Source organism: Kaistia granuli DSM 23481 (assembly GCF_000380505.1).
In the GTDB taxonomy this organism is placed as follows: domain Bacteria; phylum Pseudomonadota; class Alphaproteobacteria; order Rhizobiales; family Kaistiaceae; genus Kaistia; species Kaistia granuli.
This window is the reverse complement of the sequence record NZ_AQYH01000010.1, coordinates 258,313-273,152: the sequence shown is the minus strand read 5'-3', so window position 1 is coordinate 273,152 and position 14,840 is coordinate 258,313. Positions and strand designations below refer to the sequence as shown.

General features: G+C 65.1%; 14 protein-coding genes. 10 read left to right on the top strand and 4 right to left on the bottom strand.

The features are described 5' to 3' along the window. Positions 1-2: 2 nt before the first annotated feature. Genes G342_RS0116435 through G342_RS0116425 form a run of 3 tightly spaced genes read left to right on the top strand, consistent with a single transcriptional unit; the run spans position 3 to position 1,793 of the window. The gene (locus G342_RS0116435) at positions 3-467 is read left to right on the top strand and encodes a molybdenum cofactor biosynthesis protein MoaE (RefSeq protein ID WP_018184261.1); all 465 of its coding nucleotides are present in this window, start codon (positions 3-5) and stop codon (positions 465-467) included. Then, entirely contained in the window at positions 464-1,126 is a 663-nt protein-coding gene (locus G342_RS0116430; protein WP_018184260.1) for an HD domain-containing protein, read from the top strand. Before G342_RS0116435 ends, G342_RS0116430 begins: the two co-directional genes overlap by 4 nt. A 46-nt stretch (positions 1,127-1,172) precedes the next feature. After that, entirely contained in the window at positions 1,173-1,793 is a 621-nt protein-coding gene (locus G342_RS0116425; RefSeq protein WP_018184259.1) for a glutathione S-transferase, read from the top strand. Positions 1,794-1,885: 92 nt separating this feature from the next. Here the strand turns inward: G342_RS0116425 and ndk are convergent, their stop codons facing one another. Further along, positions 1,886-2,308 carry a nucleoside-diphosphate kinase gene (ndk, locus tag G342_RS0116420; protein ID WP_018184258.1) on the bottom strand — a complete coding sequence of 141 codons (423 nt, stop codon included), beginning with the start codon at positions 2,306-2,308 and terminating at the stop codon, positions 1,886-1,888. A 173-nt stretch (positions 2,309-2,481) separates the two neighbouring features. Between ndk and G342_RS0116415 the strand changes: the two genes are divergently transcribed. The 4 genes from G342_RS0116415 to G342_RS0116400 all read left to right on the top strand — a co-directional run bounded on the left by G342_RS0116415 (position 2,482) and on the right by G342_RS0116400 (position 6,729). Further along, complete coding sequence (locus G342_RS0116415; protein ID WP_018184257.1) at positions 2,482-2,997, top strand: DinB family protein; 516 nt, start codon at positions 2,482-2,484, stop codon at positions 2,995-2,997. Positions 2,998-3,138: 141 nt separating this feature from the next. Then, positions 3,139-3,960 (top strand): DUF4344 domain-containing metallopeptidase, encoded by an 822-nt coding sequence (locus G342_RS0116410; protein WP_018184256.1) that lies wholly within the window; start codon positions 3,139-3,141, stop codon positions 3,958-3,960. A 67-nt stretch (positions 3,961-4,027) separates the two neighbouring features. Further along, entirely contained in the window at positions 4,028-5,914 is a 1,887-nt protein-coding gene (locus G342_RS0116405; protein WP_018184255.1) for an ABC-F family ATP-binding cassette domain-containing protein, read from the top strand. A gap of 47 nt (positions 5,915-5,961) precedes the next feature. After that, positions 5,962-6,729, top strand: coding sequence for a hypothetical protein (locus tag G342_RS0116400; RefSeq protein WP_018184254.1), 768 nt, complete (start codon positions 5,962-5,964; stop codon positions 6,727-6,729). Positions 6,730-6,747: 18 nt separating this feature from the next. On the opposite strand, the gene G342_RS0116395 is transcribed toward G342_RS0116400, so the two are convergent. Genes G342_RS0116395 through G342_RS0116385 form a run of 3 tightly spaced genes read right to left on the bottom strand, consistent with a single transcriptional unit; the run spans position 6,748 to position 9,629 of the window. Further along, positions 6,748-7,197, bottom strand: a complete 450-nt coding sequence (locus G342_RS0116395; RefSeq protein ID WP_018184253.1) for a DNA polymerase III subunit chi — start codon at positions 7,195-7,197, stop codon at positions 6,748-6,750. Beyond that, positions 7,194-8,075: a glycosyltransferase family protein gene (locus G342_RS0116390; RefSeq protein WP_018184252.1), complete on the bottom strand. Its 882-nt coding sequence runs from the start codon at positions 8,073-8,075 to the stop codon at positions 7,194-7,196. Before G342_RS0116390 ends, G342_RS0116395 begins: the two co-directional genes overlap by 4 nt. Before the next feature lie 42 nt (positions 8,076-8,117). Beyond that, positions 8,118-9,629, bottom strand: a complete 1,512-nt coding sequence (locus tag G342_RS0116385) for a leucyl aminopeptidase (protein WP_026304520.1) — start codon at positions 9,627-9,629, stop codon at positions 8,118-8,120. 261 nt (positions 9,630-9,890) lie between these two features. On the opposite strand from G342_RS0116385, the gene lptF reads away from it, so the two are divergent. From lptF to G342_RS0116370, 3 genes are read left to right on the top strand one after another with little or no spacing between them, the layout of a single operon-like run. Then, positions 9,891-11,132 carry an LPS export ABC transporter permease LptF gene (lptF, locus tag G342_RS0116380; RefSeq protein ID WP_018184250.1) on the top strand — a complete coding sequence of 414 codons (1,242 nt, stop codon included), beginning with the start codon at positions 9,891-9,893 and terminating at the stop codon, positions 11,130-11,132. A 3-nt stretch (positions 11,133-11,135) separates the two neighbouring features. Beyond that, the gene (locus G342_RS0116375; protein WP_018184249.1) at positions 11,136-12,302 is read left to right on the top strand and encodes an LptF/LptG family permease; all 1,167 of its coding nucleotides are present in this window, start codon (positions 11,136-11,138) and stop codon (positions 12,300-12,302) included. After that, positions 12,299-14,728, top strand: coding sequence for an LPS-assembly protein LptD (locus G342_RS0116370; RefSeq protein WP_083931252.1), 2,430 nt, complete (start codon positions 12,299-12,301; stop codon positions 14,726-14,728). Before G342_RS0116375 ends, G342_RS0116370 begins: the two co-directional genes overlap by 4 nt. The last annotated feature ends 112 nt before the right edge of the window (positions 14,729-14,840 follow it).

Here is a 14,840-nt window from a genome sequence, read left to right as displayed (position 1 = left end):
CCATGGCCCATGTCCGCGTTGCCATCGTTTCCGAGCCGCTCGACATCACGGCGGAGATCGAGCGCGTGACGACGGGCCGGGGCGACATCGGCGCGGTGGTGACCTTCACCGGGCTCTGCCGCGACGAGGACGGCCGGCTCGAGGCGCTCGAGCTCGAGCACTATCCCGGCATGGCGGAGACGGAAGTGACGCGCATCGCCGAACAGGCGGCGAAGCGCTGGGAAATCTCCGACGTCACCGTGCTGCACCGGCATGGCAAGGTGAAGCCCGGCGAGACCATCGTGCTGGTGGTGACGGCCTCGAAGCATCGTCACGCCGCGTTCGAATCGGCCGAATTCATCATGGACTTCCTCAAAACCCACGCGCCCTTCTGGAAGAAGGAACACACCGCCGCCGGTGCCGTCGCCTGGGTCAGCGCCAAGTCGTCCGACGACGACGCCGAGGAACGCTGGAACACCGTCGATTGAATCTCTCCCTGACGAACCGCGGCAACAACGCCTTCGCGCCGCATCAGGCGCTGGCCGAACGCCTGCTGCCGCATGCGACCGACAGCGATGACGGCTCGCACGACATCGCCCACCTGCAGCGGGTCTGGAAGAACGCGGCCGCCATCCACGCCCGGGAAGGCGGCGACGGCGAGGTCCTCGCGGCGGCCGTCCTGCTGCACGACTGTGTCACCGTCGAGAAGAACGACCCGATGCGTCCGCAAGCCTCCCGCCTCGCGGCCCGCAAAGCCGCGGGCATCCTGGCCGATCTAGGCTGGGACCCGGCCCGGATCGACGCCGTCGCCCATGCGATCGAGGCGCACAGCTTTTCGGCGGGCATCACGCCGGAGACACTGGAAGCGCGCATCCTGCAGGATGCCGACCGTCTCGACGCGATCGGCATGATCGGCGCGGCCCGCTGCTTTTATATCGCCGGCCGCCTCGGCAGCGGCCTCTATGATCCCGACGATCCGCAAGCGATCGCCCGGCCGCTCGCCGATGCGCGCTTCGCGCTCGACCATTTCGAGAACAAGCTGTTCAAGCTCGCCAGCGGCTTCCAGACCGAGGCCGGATCGAGCCTGGCGACACTTCGGCAGGACCGCCTCCGCCGCTTTTACGATGAGTTTCTCGACGAGATCTGACGTCGCCGTCCCGGCGGATGCGCCGGCACGCCGGGAGGAGAGACAGATGCTGACGATCTGGGGCCGCAACAACTCGAACAACGTCAAGAAGGTGCTCTGGTGCGCCGAGGAAATCGGCCTCGCCTATGAGGCGATCCCGGCCGGCGGCGCTTTCGGCCTGACGGGCGATCCCACCTATCGCGCCATGAATCCGAACGGCTTGGTGCCGACGATCCGGGACGGCGACTTCGTCTTGTGGGAATCGAACGCCATCGTCCGCTACCTCGCCGCACGCTATGCCCTCGGCACGCTGGCGCCGGAGCCGGCGACGCTGCGCGCCAGCGCCGACCGCTGGATGGACTGGACGACGTCGAGCTTGGCCGCCCCGTTCCGCGACGTGTTCTGGGGCATGGTGCGCACCGCACCGGACCGGCGCGACAGCGCCGCGATCGAGGCGGGCCGGACCAAATGCGCTGCCCTGCTGGGAATGGCGGATCAGGCGCTCGCCGAGCAGCCCTATCTTTCGGGCCCGAGCTTCGGCATGGGCGACATCCCGCTCGGCTGCTTCGTCTATGCCTGGTTCGCCATGCCGATCGAGCGGCCCGACCTGCCGCATCTGGCCGCCTGGTACGAACGCCTCTCGGCCCGCCCCGCCTATCGCAAGGCGGTCATGATCCCGCTGAGCTGAGGCCGGCGAGCCTGGAAAAGCCCGATGCGGCGCGCCAGAAACAAAAATGGCCGGGGCAAGCCCGGCCATTCGAATTCAGAAGTGTTCGGTGATTAGCCGACGAGCTCGATGCCCGAGAACCAGTAGGCGATCTCCTGGGCAGCGGTCTCCGGAGCATCCGAACCGTGCACCGAGTTCTCGCCGATCGACAGGGCGAATTCCTTGCGGATCGTGCCGGCGTCGGCGTTGGCCGGGTTGGTCGCGCCCATGACTTCGCGGTTCTTCAGGATGGCGCCTTCGCCTTCCAGAACCTGAACGACGGTCGGGCCGGCGGTCATCGTCTCGACCAGCTCACCGAAGAAGGGACGCTCCTTGTGAACGGCGTAGAAGCCCTCGGCCTGCTGGCGGGACATCCAGACGCGCTTGGAGGCGACGACGCGCAGGCCGGCATCTTCCAGCTTGGCGGTGATCTTGCCGGTCAGGTTGCGCTTGGTCGCGTCGGGCTTGATCATCGAAAAGGTGCGTTCAATCGCCATTTCTCGGTCCTGTCTGTCGGTTTGATTTGGGTAATTGGGTGGCGCTGTATAGCCTCGTCGCCCCGACCCGGCAAGGGCGCGGACCCTTTCGATCGCTCTGTCGGAGCGTAAAAATGTCAGCCATACTTACCTGATAAACGCGACGTTTTCGCGACGGGCACGGGAGCCAGGCCTTGAAGCAGCACTTCACCATGTTCGCCGCCTATAATGCATGGGCCAATGAGCGCCTCTACGAGGCCGCGCGCTCCGTCTCACCGGAGCTCTATCACGCCGACCAGGGCGCGTTTTTCGGTTCGCTCGGCGGCACGCTCAACCACCTCGTCGTCACAGACCGGATCTGGATGCGCCGTTTCACCGGATCCGGCCCGCTGCACACGGCGCTGGACGAGACGGCGGCGGAGGCGCTCGACGAGCTAGCGCTGCTCCGGCGCGTCGAGGACGAACGGATCGTCGCCTATGTCGAAGGGCTCAGCGAGGCGGACATCGCCGGCAAGTTCACCTACCGGCCGATCACCAATCCGACCGAGGTCACGCAGCCGCTCGGCCCCGCCCTCGCCCACCTCTTCAACCACCAGACCCACCACCGCGGCCAGGCGACCGCGATCCTGACCCGCATCGCCGGCCGCGACGCCTGCGCCAGCCTCGATCTGATCCTTTTCCAGCGCCAGTCGGGAATGGGCCTTAGCTAGTGCCCGCGCGGCACGGGCAACCGGTCCGCCTGCAACCGATCGCGCAAATATATCGGCGATGTGTGATGGCGGTCGCTTGATTCAACCGAGGGGGAAGAGCACGTTTCCACACAGTTTCGTTCTCTTTGCCTGCGAGTCCCCATGTTGCGGCCCCTTCTCCTTGCCTTCGCCCTCTCCGTTTCGGCCGCGCAGGCAGCCACCCCGACGATCGAGGCCGAGCCGCCGCAGGACATCACCGACGCCCATCTGGCCGAGGTGGTCGACTTCGTCGTCGGCAACGCCGTGTTCGCGCTCTATCACCAGGCCGGCCACATGATGATGCAGCGCTTCGGCGTGCTGCAGGACGGCGGCGAGCAGGCGGCCGACGATTTCGCCGTCATGACGCTGCTGGAGCCGCGCTCCGGCGCCGGCGACCAGACGCTGGTCGACGCCATCGATAGCTGGATGCTTTCGAATCATCTGACCGCTTCCGCCCGCCCCGAGGCCGTCGGCCTGCCCGATCGCCATTCCCTCGACGCCGAGCGGACCAACGGCATCGTCTGCGACATGGTCGGCGCCAACGGCAAGGATTTCGCCGATGTCGCCGACGCGTCGTCGCTGACGCCTGCGGCCCGCGCCGATTGCGCCGCGAGCTACCAGAAGAAGCGCGCCCTCTGGACCGAAGGGCTGAAGCCGCTGGCCCGCGCCGCGGGCGCGCCCATGACCACCATCCCCGTCGTCTACGAAGAGCCGACCGGCGGCGAGATCGCGGAAGTGACCATCCTGCACGACAATCGCGTGCTGGAAGAGGTGGCGACGCGGCTCGCCAATGATTTCACGCTCTCCCCCGCCCCGACCATCCGGGCGAAAAGCTGCGGCGCGGTGACGTCGAGCTATGACGCGGCCCGCAACGAGCTCGTGCTTTGCTACGAGCTGGCGAGCTACCATGCCGAGCTGATCGTTCGCGACATCGCCGGTCGCTAGAAACGACCGGCGACTTGTCGACGCGGAACGCTTGCGTCCGGCGCCAAGGCACGGCACATAGCCGGCCATGCTGCATGTCAACGAAGTCACCTATCGCATCGCCGGCCGTACGCTCCTTGAGGGGGCGACCATTGCCCTACCCGACGGGGTAAAGGCCGGCTTCGTCGGCCGCAACGGCACCGGCAAGACGACCCTGTTCAAGCTGGTCACCGGCGAGATCGCGCCGGAGAGCGGCTCCATCGGCCTGCCGCGCGGCGTCCGCATCGGCCAGGTCGCCCAGGAGGCGCCTGGCACCGAACAGTCGCTGATCGACTTCGTACTCGCCGCCGATACCGAGCGCGCGGCGCTGCTGGCCGAGGCCGAGCACGCGACCGATCCGCACCGCATCGCCGAGATCCAGATCCGCCTGTCCGACATCGGCGCCCATGCGGCCGAGGCGCGCGCCGGCACCATCCTGTCCGGCCTCGGCTTCGACGCCGCGGCGCAGCTGCGCCCCTGCTCGGCCTTTTCCGGCGGCTGGCGTATGCGCGTGGCGCTCGCCGCCGTGCTGTTCGCCGAGCCCGACCTGCTGCTGCTCGACGAGCCGACCAACTATCTCGACCTCGAAGGCACGATGTGGCTCGAGAACTATGTCGCGCGCTATCCGCACACGGTCTTCCTGATCAGCCATGATCGCGACTTGCTGAACCGCGCCGTCGACATGATCGTCCATCTCGACCAGGGCAAGCTGACGCCCTATCGCGGCGGCTATGACAGTTTCGACCGCCAGCGCCGCGAGAAGCAGGCGTTGCAGCTGAAGCTGAAGAAGAAGCAGGACGATCAGCGCAAGCACCTGCAGGCCTTCGTCGATCGATTCAAGGCCAAGGCTTCCAAGGCGCGCCAGGCGCAATCGCGCATGAAGGCGCTGGAAAAGATGCAGCCGATCGCCGGCATCGTCGATTCGGATGTGACGCCGTTCTACTTCCCGCCGCCGGCCAAGATCCTGGCGCCGCCGATCATCGCGCTCGACAACGCCTCTGTCGGTTATGAGGAGGGCAAGCCGATCCTCCGCAAGCTCGACCTCCGCATCGACGTCGAGGACCGCATCGGCCTGCTGGGGGCCAATGGCAACGGCAAGTCGACCTTCGCCAAGCTGCTCGCCGGCCGCCTGCCCAACCTGACTGGCGCGATGCGACGCGCCGACAAGCTCGACATCGCCTTCTTCGCCCAGCACCAGCTCGACGATCTGCGCCCGGCCGAGACCGCCGTACAGCACATCCGCATGCTGATGCCGGACGCGACCGAGGCGCAGGTTCGCGCCCGAGTCGGCGCCATGGGTTTTCCGACCGCCAAGATGGACACGCCGGCGCGCGAGCTCTCGGGCGGCGAGCGGGCGCGCCTGCTGCTCGGCATCGCCACCTTCCGCGGCGCCAATCTGCTCATCCTCGACGAGCCGACCAACCATCTCGACATCGACAGCCGCGAGGCGCTCGTGCAGGCGCTGAACGACTATCCGGGCGCCGTGATCCTGATCAGCCATGATCGCCATCTGATCGAGGCCTCGGTCGACCGGCTGCTGCTGGTCGCCGACGGCACGGTGTCGAATTTCGACGGCGACATGGACGACTACCGAAAGCTGATCGTGAAGGGGCCGGATACCTCCAACGGCAAGACGGAGGGCGACGCCTCCAAGAACTCGGCCCAGGATCGTCGCCGCGAGTCGGCCGCCAAGCGGTCGGAGCTGGCGCCGCTGCGGAAAAAGATCAAGGAAACCGAATCCTTGATGGAAAAGCTTCAGAAAGAGATTCAGAAGCTGGACACCGCGCTCGCCGACGTCGAGCTCTACGTCAAGGATCCGAGCAAGGCGACAACGCTTGCCAAACAGCGCGCCGACGCGGTCCGGACGCTGGGCGAGCGGGAAGAGCATTGGCTGGAAATGTCGGCAGAATACGAGACGGCGGTCGGAGTGGACTGAACTCCTCTCCGCCCCGTTTCACCGAAATACGATCTCCGGAGACCGACGTGACGCTGCCTCTCATCACCGCCATCTGGATCGGTGACAAGCTCAATCCGCTATCCGCCGCCTGCCTCCGGTCGTTCGTGGTGGCCGGACATCGCACCCGGCTCTACAGCTACGGCAATCTCGGCAACGTTCCGGATGGCGTCGAGACGGCCGACGCCGCGACGATCCTGCCCGAGGCCGAGATGATCCGCCTGTCGTCCGGCGGCAAGTTCTCGCTGTTCTCGAACATTTTCCGGTACGAGCTTCTGCAGCGGGTTCCGTCGATCTATGTCGACTGCGACGTCTATTGCCTGAAGCCGCTGCAGCCGGCCGAGATCGTGCTGGGCTACGAGCGGGACAGCAGCATCAACGGCGCCGTCCTCGGCCTTGAGCCGGACAGCGAACTGCTGCAGGACCTGCGCCGGTCGGCGACGCCGGCCTTCATTCCCCCGTGGCTGAAGCCCCGTCATCAGATGAAGATGCGGATCCGGCAGTGGATTGGGCGGCCACGGCCGTTCTCGGAGACACCGTGGGGGACGCTCGGGCCGCGCCTGATCACCCATTTCGTCAACCAGCGCGGGCTGCACCATCACGTCAAGCCTGCGGACGTGTTCTATCCCGTCGACGCGGACCGGATTTCGCTCCTCTATGATCCGGATATCCAGCTCAAGGATCTGACGACGCATCGGACGTCCTGCGTCCATCTCTACAACGAGGTCATGCGGAGAGCCGCCCGGGACAAGATCCCGCCGACGTCACCCTTGGGGCAAATACTGCAACCCTATTAGGGGGTGCCAGGATCGGCTTCACGCCTTCTTCTGCCAGCGCCCCTGCTCGGATTGCTGCCAATAGGTCGCGTCATGGCCCTCGGCCTTGACGCGCTTCCAGGAGGCGCGGGCGCCGTCCAAGGCATCGGGGTCGTTGCCATCGAACATCAGCACCACGCGGACATAGCCGGAGAGGTCGCCGGCGGCGGCGCCGGCGACCAGAAAGCGGACATTGGCCTGATTGGGATTGTCCGGCTCGGGCGTGATCAGGATTGGGTGCTGCGCCGCGTCCGGGTCGCGCCAGAGGCCGTGCGGCAGGAACGTCTCTTCGCCATAGGTCCAGAGCAAGGCATCGAGCGCCTCGCAGCGCTCGACCGATCCGGCCTCGACGACGACCTTCCAGCCACGCTCCAGGCTCTTCTCGAGCAGGCCCGGCAGGAGCACTTCGAGCGGCTGCTGCTGCAGATGATAGAACAGAACCTCGGTCATCTCGCCTCATTGCGGGATCGAAGCCGAGCAATCCTGTCGCGCCACGGATCCATTATCGTCCTGCTCTCCGATGTCCGACGTCTCTGCTCTTCGCTGAGCCGCGCCACCTGGACGTTGAGAAGACGCCGGAACAGATCGGTATCCACCCCCTCGCCCGACGGATCGAGGATGGAAGCGACGTCTATACTGGATCTTTCGCCGCGCAGGCGATCATTCTCCTTGTGGAGATGCAGAACTTTCGCCGTTCCGGGAAAATCGACGTCCCGCGCCGCCAGATAGGCATAGCCGGGGTCGAGGGCGAGGATCGCATTCTCGCTCGCGAATTTGTTCAGATGCGACTCATCGTGCCAGACGGCGATGACGGCGCGCGAAAGATCGGCCTCGATCGACAGAGCGATGGCGTCGATCATCGAAGCGAATGCGTGCCGCTTCCCGCCGAACAGGCATCCCTGGTAGTAGCAGCGCCGCCGATCCCTGGGGACGAAGGCAGTCGAGATCGGATCCGTCTCGAACGTCGCCAGCGACGTCCTGTTGTAGAAGGACGGATGCACCACGGCGCACAGCGGGCTCTCGAGAACCGTGGAGCCGAATTCGCGAACGACCAGCATGTCGGCGTCGATGCAGAACAGATAGTCGGCATCGATCTCGGCATAGGCCGTCCGGATGCGATGAAACTTCAGCAGGGAATCGAAGGGCCAGCCGAGCCTCTCGATCCGAGCGAACCGAACCCCGGCCCGCGCCGGCGGGCTGCGGTCCGTCAGGCAGAGCACGGAAACGTCGTGCGAAGGAAACGCCCGCTCCAGGATGGAGCGGGCGAGATCGTCAAAGAAGTGGTCAAAATAGGCCCCCGTCGCAGTCACAACGAAAGCTATCTTCATAGGATCGCAGCCATCCGGTGGGAGCCTCCCTCGCAGATCGCGTCAGCCCTCGTAATTGTCGGCGACCAGGCGGTCGAGGATGCGGACGCCCCAGCCGGAGGCCCAGGAGCGGTTGATCTCGGTCTGCGGCGAGCCCATCGCCGTGCCGGCGATGTCGAGATGCGCCCAGGCGACGCCGTCGTCAACAAAACGCTTCAGGAACTGCGCTGCCGTGATCGAGCCGCCATAGCGGCCGCCGGTATTCTTGATGTCGGCGAACTTCGATTCGATCATCTTGTCGTAGGCCGGCCCGAGCGGCATGCGCCAGACCTTCTCGCCCGTCGCCTCGCCGGCCTTGGAGAGCGCGTCCGCCAGCACGTCGTCGGTGGCGAACATGCCGGCATAATCGGTGCCAAGCGCCACCATGATCGCGCCGGTCAGCGTCGCCAGATCGACGATCACCTTCGGCTCATAGGTCTTCTGCGCGTACCAGAGCGCGTCGGCCAGCACGAGGCGGCCTTCGGCGTCGGTATTGATGATCTCGATCGTCACGCCCGAGGCGGCGGCGACGATGTCACCCGGCCGCTGCGCGTTACCGTCCGGCATGTTCTCGACCAGGCCGATGATGCCGACGACATTCGCCTTCGACTTGCGCGCGGCGAGCGCGTGCATCAGGCCGACGACGGCGGCGGCGCCACCCATGTCGCCCTTCATGTCCTCCATGCCGCCGGCCGGCTTGATCGAGATGCCGCCGGTATCGAAGACGACACCCTTGCCGACAAAGGCGACGGGCTTCCCCTTGGACTTGGCGCCGTTCCAATGCATGGCGACGAGGCGCGGTGGCCGGACGGAGCCCTGGGCCACGCCGAGCAGCGCCCGCATGCCGAGTTTCTTCATCTGCTTCTCGGTCAGCGTCTCAATCGTCACGCCGAGCGCCTCGAGGGCGGCGGCCTTCTCGGCGAACTCGACCGGGCCGAGCACATTGGCCGGCTCGTTGACCAACTCGCGCGCCAGGATCGCGCCCTCGGCGATTGCCGAGCGGGCGACCCAGGCCTTCTTCGCCTTGCCGGACTCGGCCGCGACGATGTCGAGCGTCACCGGCGCCTTGGCGGCCTTGCCGTTGTCGCCGTCCTTGCCGTTCTTGCCCTTGCTCTTGTAGCGATCGAACGAATAGGCGCGCAGCACGGCGCCGAGCCCGATATCCGCCAGCTGATCGCCGCTGATCGCCGTTCCGTCCGGGCGTTCCGCATGAAGGGTCGCCTTCTCGCCCTTGCGCAGCGCGCCGAGGATGACGCCGCCGAGGCGCGACCAGTCACCTTCCACAAGTTCGTCCGCCTTGCCGAGCCCGACGACGACGAGCCGGTCAAAGGCAAGATTCGCCGGCGCCAGCAGGTCGAGGACCGCCAGGGACTTGCCCTTGTAGTCCGCCGTCGCTGCGGCCTTTTGGAGCAGGTCGGCAATGCCGAGCCCCTGTGCCGCGGCGCCGAGCCCGAGCGTCTCGTCGGTCAGGACGATCAATGTCCCCGTCTCGTTCATCGTCGACTTGTGGAAGGAAACGGCAGGGCTATGGGTCATTTTGGCTCGCAGAAATTGAGCAGCCGGCGCCGGAAGGCGCTGTCTGGGACAGGGGGTGCGTGGCTTCCGCCACACCCTTGGGATGATCAATCTGTCCTGCGACGGTCGTCTCTGGCAAGTGGCGCAGGTTCACGGTAGATATTCACCCTTCGTTAACACTGTTCATTCGCGTTTGATTCACCCAATTAGTCCACCCATGGAGCACCCCGGTCGTCGGGATCCGTGGGAGGTTCGATCCGCCATCTTGTTTCAGCCGAGGGCATGGCTGACATCGACACGGGGGGCGTGCAGAGTTCGAGGATCGACAATAGCCAGATGAAGCTCATCGAGCGTTACATCTTCAACCGCATGCTGGCGGCCTTCCTGCTCAGCCTCTGCGGATTGTCCGGTACGGTCTGGCTCAGCCAGGCCTTGCGCGAACTCGACCTGATCACGAGCAAGGGCCAGAACTTCGTCACATTTTTCCGCGTGTCGAGCCTGATTTTCCCCGGCCTGCTGCTGATCGTCTGCCCCGTCGCCCTGCTGATCGGCGCGATCTACACCTTCAACCAGCTGAACGCCGATTCCGAGCTCGTCGTCATCAACGCCAGCGGCGCCTCGCAGACGCGGCTCTTGAAGCCGGCGCTGGTCATGGGCCTGATCACCGCGATCATCGTCGGCTCGATGTCGCTCTATCTGGTGCCGCGTTCGCTGCAGGCCTTTCGCGGCTTGCTCACCGGCATCAACGCCGACCTGATCACCAGCTTCGTCAAGGAAGGCCAGTTCATGGAGCTGGGCAACCGCCTGGTGTTCCATGTCCGCGACCGCAAGCCCGACGGCACGCTCGAAGGCATCTTCATCCAGGACGGCCGCCAGGATGACCAGACGTCGATCTACATCGCCAATCGCGGCGTCGTGCTGAAGAACCCGCTCGGCACCTTCCTGATCATGCAGAACGGCACGATCCAGCAGAAGTCGGAAACCAACAGCTCGATGTCGATCATCGAGTTCGAGTCCTACGCCTTCGACCTGTCGACCTTCGGCAGCCGCAATGCGCTTCCCGCCTATACGGCGGCCGAGCGCAGCACCGCCTATCTGATCTCGCCCGACCCGAACGACCCGGAATACCAGAAGCGGCCCGGCACCTTCCTGTCCGAGCTGCATGACCGACTCTCGGCGCCGCTCTACGCGATCTTCTTTGCCATCCTGCCGGTCGCGGCCCTCGGCCAGGCCCAGACGACCCGCCAGGGGCGCAGCCTTGTCGTGCTCGGTACGATCGCGCTCGCCACCGGCGTGCGAATCGGCGGGCTGATCCTCGCCAGCCTTGCCGCCAACGACGCGCGCCTCATCCCGGCGCTTTACGCGCTGCCGATCGCCTTCATCCTGCTATCGCTGTTCGCCGTCTACAGCTCGTTCCGCTTCTCCGCCTCCGACAGCATCGCCTCGACGGTGACGGAGCTGGTGCAGCGCATCGGCAGCCGCCTGCGCATCGGCGCCCGCCCCTCGGCCGGGGGCCGGATGTAAGCCATGTTCCGCAGCCCGACGCTCAGCTTCTATTTCGCCCGCCGCTTCGCCAAGACCGCGCTGATCATCTTCATCGTCGTATTCGTGCTGATGGCGTTCATCGACTATCTCGAACTGGCACGGCGCGCCGCCCGGCGCGAGGGCTTCGACGCCTTCCTCTATCTGCTCGTCTCGCTCGCCCGCGTTCCGAACGTGATCGAGCGCGCCCTGCCCTTCACCATCCTGTTCGCCTCGATGGCGAGCTTCGTCATGGCGAATCGGCAGCTCGAGCTGGTGGTGGCGCGCGCCTCCGGCGTCTCGGCCTGGCAGTTTCTGCTGCCGGCCGGCCTCGTCGCCGTGCTGATCGGCATCTTTGCAACCACGGTCTTCAACCCGATCTCCACCGAGCTCAAGGAGAGGTCGATCCTCCTCGGCAACCAGCTTGCCCAGGAGCGTGTGAGAATCGAATCGGCAAAGCTTGCCGAGAAGAAGGCGCCCGAGCCGGCACCACCGCCGACGACCGAAATCGTCGCGTCAGCGGACAATTCGGATTGGCCGGTCTGGATGCGCCAGACGGGCCGCGAGGGATCCTCGATCATCGGCGCGCGACAGAGCCTCAACCGCGGTCTGTCGCTCGTCGACGCGTCGGCTTTCGTGTTCAAGCCGGACGGCTCCCTGGCCCGCCGGATCGATGCATCCACAGCTGATTTCGAGGACGGCGACTGGGTGTTCCGCAACGCTACCGTGCTGCAGGCGGGCTCGCGCCCGACACCGGTTCCCGAGGTTCGCCTGCCCACCGATCTCAATGCAAACCAGGTCAGCCAAAGGCTGGCGGACCCTGAGACAGTGTCCTTCTGGTCTTTGCCCGAACTTGTTGAAATTTCTAAGAAATCGGCAGTTCCTAGCGATGCGTACGAAATGCAGTTCCAATCCCTGCTGGCGCAGCCCCTGCTGTTCCTCGCCATGGTCTTCGTGGCTGCAACCGTATCGCTCCGTTTCTCCCGTTCGCGCGATCTCGGGCAGGTGATTTTGACTGGTGTCGCGGTAGGCTTCGTGCTTTATGTGATCACGGAATTGGCGAGGGGATTGGGGAGGAGCGGCGTCGTGTCACCGATGATTGCCGCTTGGACTCCTGCTATCGTCGCCATCTTATTGAGTGTAACAGTGCTTCTTCATCGGGAGGACGGATGATGGTCGTTTCCGCTCCTCGCCTGAGGCACAGCCTCGGCCAGCGCGCTGCGCGTGGCATCGGCGCGCTCGCCATCGCGGCAACCTTCGCTCTCGGTCTCGGTTTCTCGGACGCCGCTCTGGCGCAGTCGAGCCCCGGCACGCTGGGCTTCGGCGTCGATTCGATGCCGCGCCCTTCGAGCAACGCCCAGATGGTGCTCGAATCCGATCAGCTCGTTTATGATTATGACAAGTCTGCGGTTTCGGCCGTCGGCGCCGTCAAGATCTATTACGACGGCTACACGCTGGAAGCCGATCGGGTCACCTACGACCAGAAGAACAAGAAGATGCGCGCCGAAGGGCGCGTGAAGATCGTCGATCGCACCGGTGCCACCGTGACCGCCGACACGATCGACATCACCGACGATTTCGCTACCGGCTTCGTAAACGCGCTCCGGCTCGATACGCCGACGCAGACGCATTTCGCGGCCGAAAAGGCACTGCGCGACCAGGGCAAGACGACGACGTTCTATCGCGGCGTCTATACCGCTTGCGAACCCTGCCGCGAAAAGCCCGAAAAGGCGCCGATCTGGCAGGTCAAGGCTGCCCGGATCATCGTCGACCACAACGAACACATGGTCTATTTCAAGCGCGCGTCGATCGAATTCCTCGGTATGCCGGTGGCCTATTTCCCGGCCTTCTCGGCGCCCGATCCGACCGTCAAGCGCAAGAGCGGCTTCCTGTTTCCGTCCGCCGGCTACAAGAAGACGCTCGGTGCCTTCCTGCAGACGCCGTATTTCTGGGCGCTGGCGCCGAACTACGACCTGACGCTGGCACCGGCCGTCTACACCAACCAGGGCTTCCTGCTCGACGTCGAGTGGCGCCATCGCCTGGAGCACGGCCAGTACTCGCTGCGCATGGCCGGCATCAACCAGATGAATCCCGAGGATTTCTACGACGAAGGCACGCGCAATTCGGGCGTCAAGGATTTCCGCGGCGGCATCAAGACCGACGGCGAGTTCTATCTGAACCGCTACTGGACGTTCGGCTGGGACGCGACGCTGCTCAGCGACCGTACCTTCAGCCGCGACTACAGCCTGCTGTCGACCAACACCGACATCAATGTCTCGAATGTCCACCTGACCGGCATCAGCGACCGCAACTATTTCAATGCGCAGGCGCTGTATTTCCAGGTGCTGACCAACGACGAGGACATCAAGTACGATCAGGGCCGCCAGGCCATCGTGCATCCGGTCATCGATCACAGCTACATCTTCGACGACTCGATTCTCGGCGGACAGCTCTCGATCAAGTCGAACCTGACTAGCCTGTCCCGCGACGAGACCGATATCGTCAACGACCAGGGCGTCGGCATCGAGATCGCCCAGGGTGTCACCAACGGCGTCCTCGACGACGACGCGCACATCCTCGGCCTCTCCGGCAACTACAACCGGCTGAGCAGCCAGGCGACCTGGCAGCGAAGCATGATCGGCCCGATGGGCATGGTCTTCAAGCCGTTCGGCTATCTGCGCGGCGACGCCTACTACATCGATCAGGACCAGATCATTAATGGCCTGAACGACAACGGCTCCTATTTCCGCGGCATGCCCGCCGTCGGTCTGGAGTGGCGCTGGCCGATCATGGCGGCGGGGCTCGCCTCCAGCTTCCTGTTCGAACCGGTCGCCCAGATGATCGTTCGCCCGGACGAGCCGATGGCCGGCGCGCTGCCGAACGAAGACGCTCAGAGCCTCGTGTTCGATGATTCCAGCCTATTCGACTGGGACAAGTTCTCCGGCTACGACCGCATCGAAGGCGGCACCCGCGTCAATGTCGGCTTCCGCTATCTGGCCAGCGTCGGCCAGCTCGCGACGATCCAGGGCGTCATCGGCCAGTCCTACCAGGTCGCCGGGCTGAACTCCTTCGCCGTCGAGGACCTGTCGGCCACCGGCGCGGTGTCCGGCCTCGAGACCGATGTGTCCGACGTTGTCGCCGGCGTGACCCTCGATACGGGCTATGGCTACTTCCTGGCGGCGCGGGGCCGTTTCGACGAGGCGAACCTCGACGTCAACCGGGCCGAGCTGACGGCGACGGGCAAGTTCGGCGACGTCACGGCGTCGGCATCCTACCTGTTCATGCGCGAGCAGCCGGCGATCGGCAACGATTCGCGCACCGACACGATCAGCGCCCGCGCCTCGTGGCAGATGACCGATACCTGGCGCGTGTTCGGCTCGGTGGCGTGGGACATCGAGGGTGACCAGCTTGCATCGAGCGGCGTCGGCATCGCCTATGACGACGAGTGCACCACCTTCTCGATCGCCTATAGCGAGATCCGCGACGACTACACGGACCTCCAGACGTCCAAGCAGCTGATGGTTCGGCTCGAGCTCCGGACGCTGGGTGGAACCAAGTTGCGCAGCGACGTCGGCGAACTGACGTCCAGCAACAATTGATCTTCATGGTTTCGCCGGATTTGCAGGGTTTACCCATTCGAAATGAACGCCGTCGTGGCGGCAGGTCGGTTCGGTGCGCCGAGACGACGGCATCACGCCGCATCTGACAGGA

Coding starts and splice junctions, on each gene's coding strand:
- G342_RS0116425 (WP_018184259.1), top strand. CDS start 1,173: ATGCTGACGATCTGGGGCCGCAACAACTCGAACAACGTCAAGAAGGTG.
- ndk (WP_018184258.1), bottom strand. CDS start 2,308: ATGGCGATTGAACGCACCTTTTCGATGATCAAGCCCGACGCGACCAAG.
- G342_RS0116375 (WP_018184249.1), top strand. CDS start 11,136: ATGTTCCGCAGCCCGACGCTCAGCTTCTATTTCGCCCGCCGCTTCGCC.
- lptF (WP_018184250.1), top strand. CDS start 9,891: ATGGCTGACATCGACACGGGGGGCGTGCAGAGTTCGAGGATCGACAAT.
- G342_RS0116395 (WP_018184253.1), bottom strand. CDS start 7,197: ATGACCGAGGTTCTGTTCTATCATCTGCAGCAGCAGCCGCTCGAAGTG.
- G342_RS0116370 (WP_083931252.1), top strand. CDS start 12,299: ATGATGGTCGTTTCCGCTCCTCGCCTGAGGCACAGCCTCGGCCAGCGC.
- G342_RS0116390 (WP_018184252.1), bottom strand. CDS start 8,075: ATGAAGATAGCTTTCGTTGTGACTGCGACGGGGGCCTATTTTGACCAC.
- G342_RS0116435 (WP_018184261.1), top strand. CDS start 3: ATGGCCCATGTCCGCGTTGCCATCGTTTCCGAGCCGCTCGACATCACG.
- G342_RS0116410 (WP_018184256.1), top strand. CDS start 3,139: ATGTTGCGGCCCCTTCTCCTTGCCTTCGCCCTCTCCGTTTCGGCCGCG.
- G342_RS0116405 (WP_018184255.1), top strand. CDS start 4,028: ATGCTGCATGTCAACGAAGTCACCTATCGCATCGCCGGCCGTACGCTC.
- G342_RS0116385 (WP_026304520.1), bottom strand. CDS start 9,629: ATGACCCATAGCCCTGCCGTTTCCTTCCACAAGTCGACGATGAACGAG.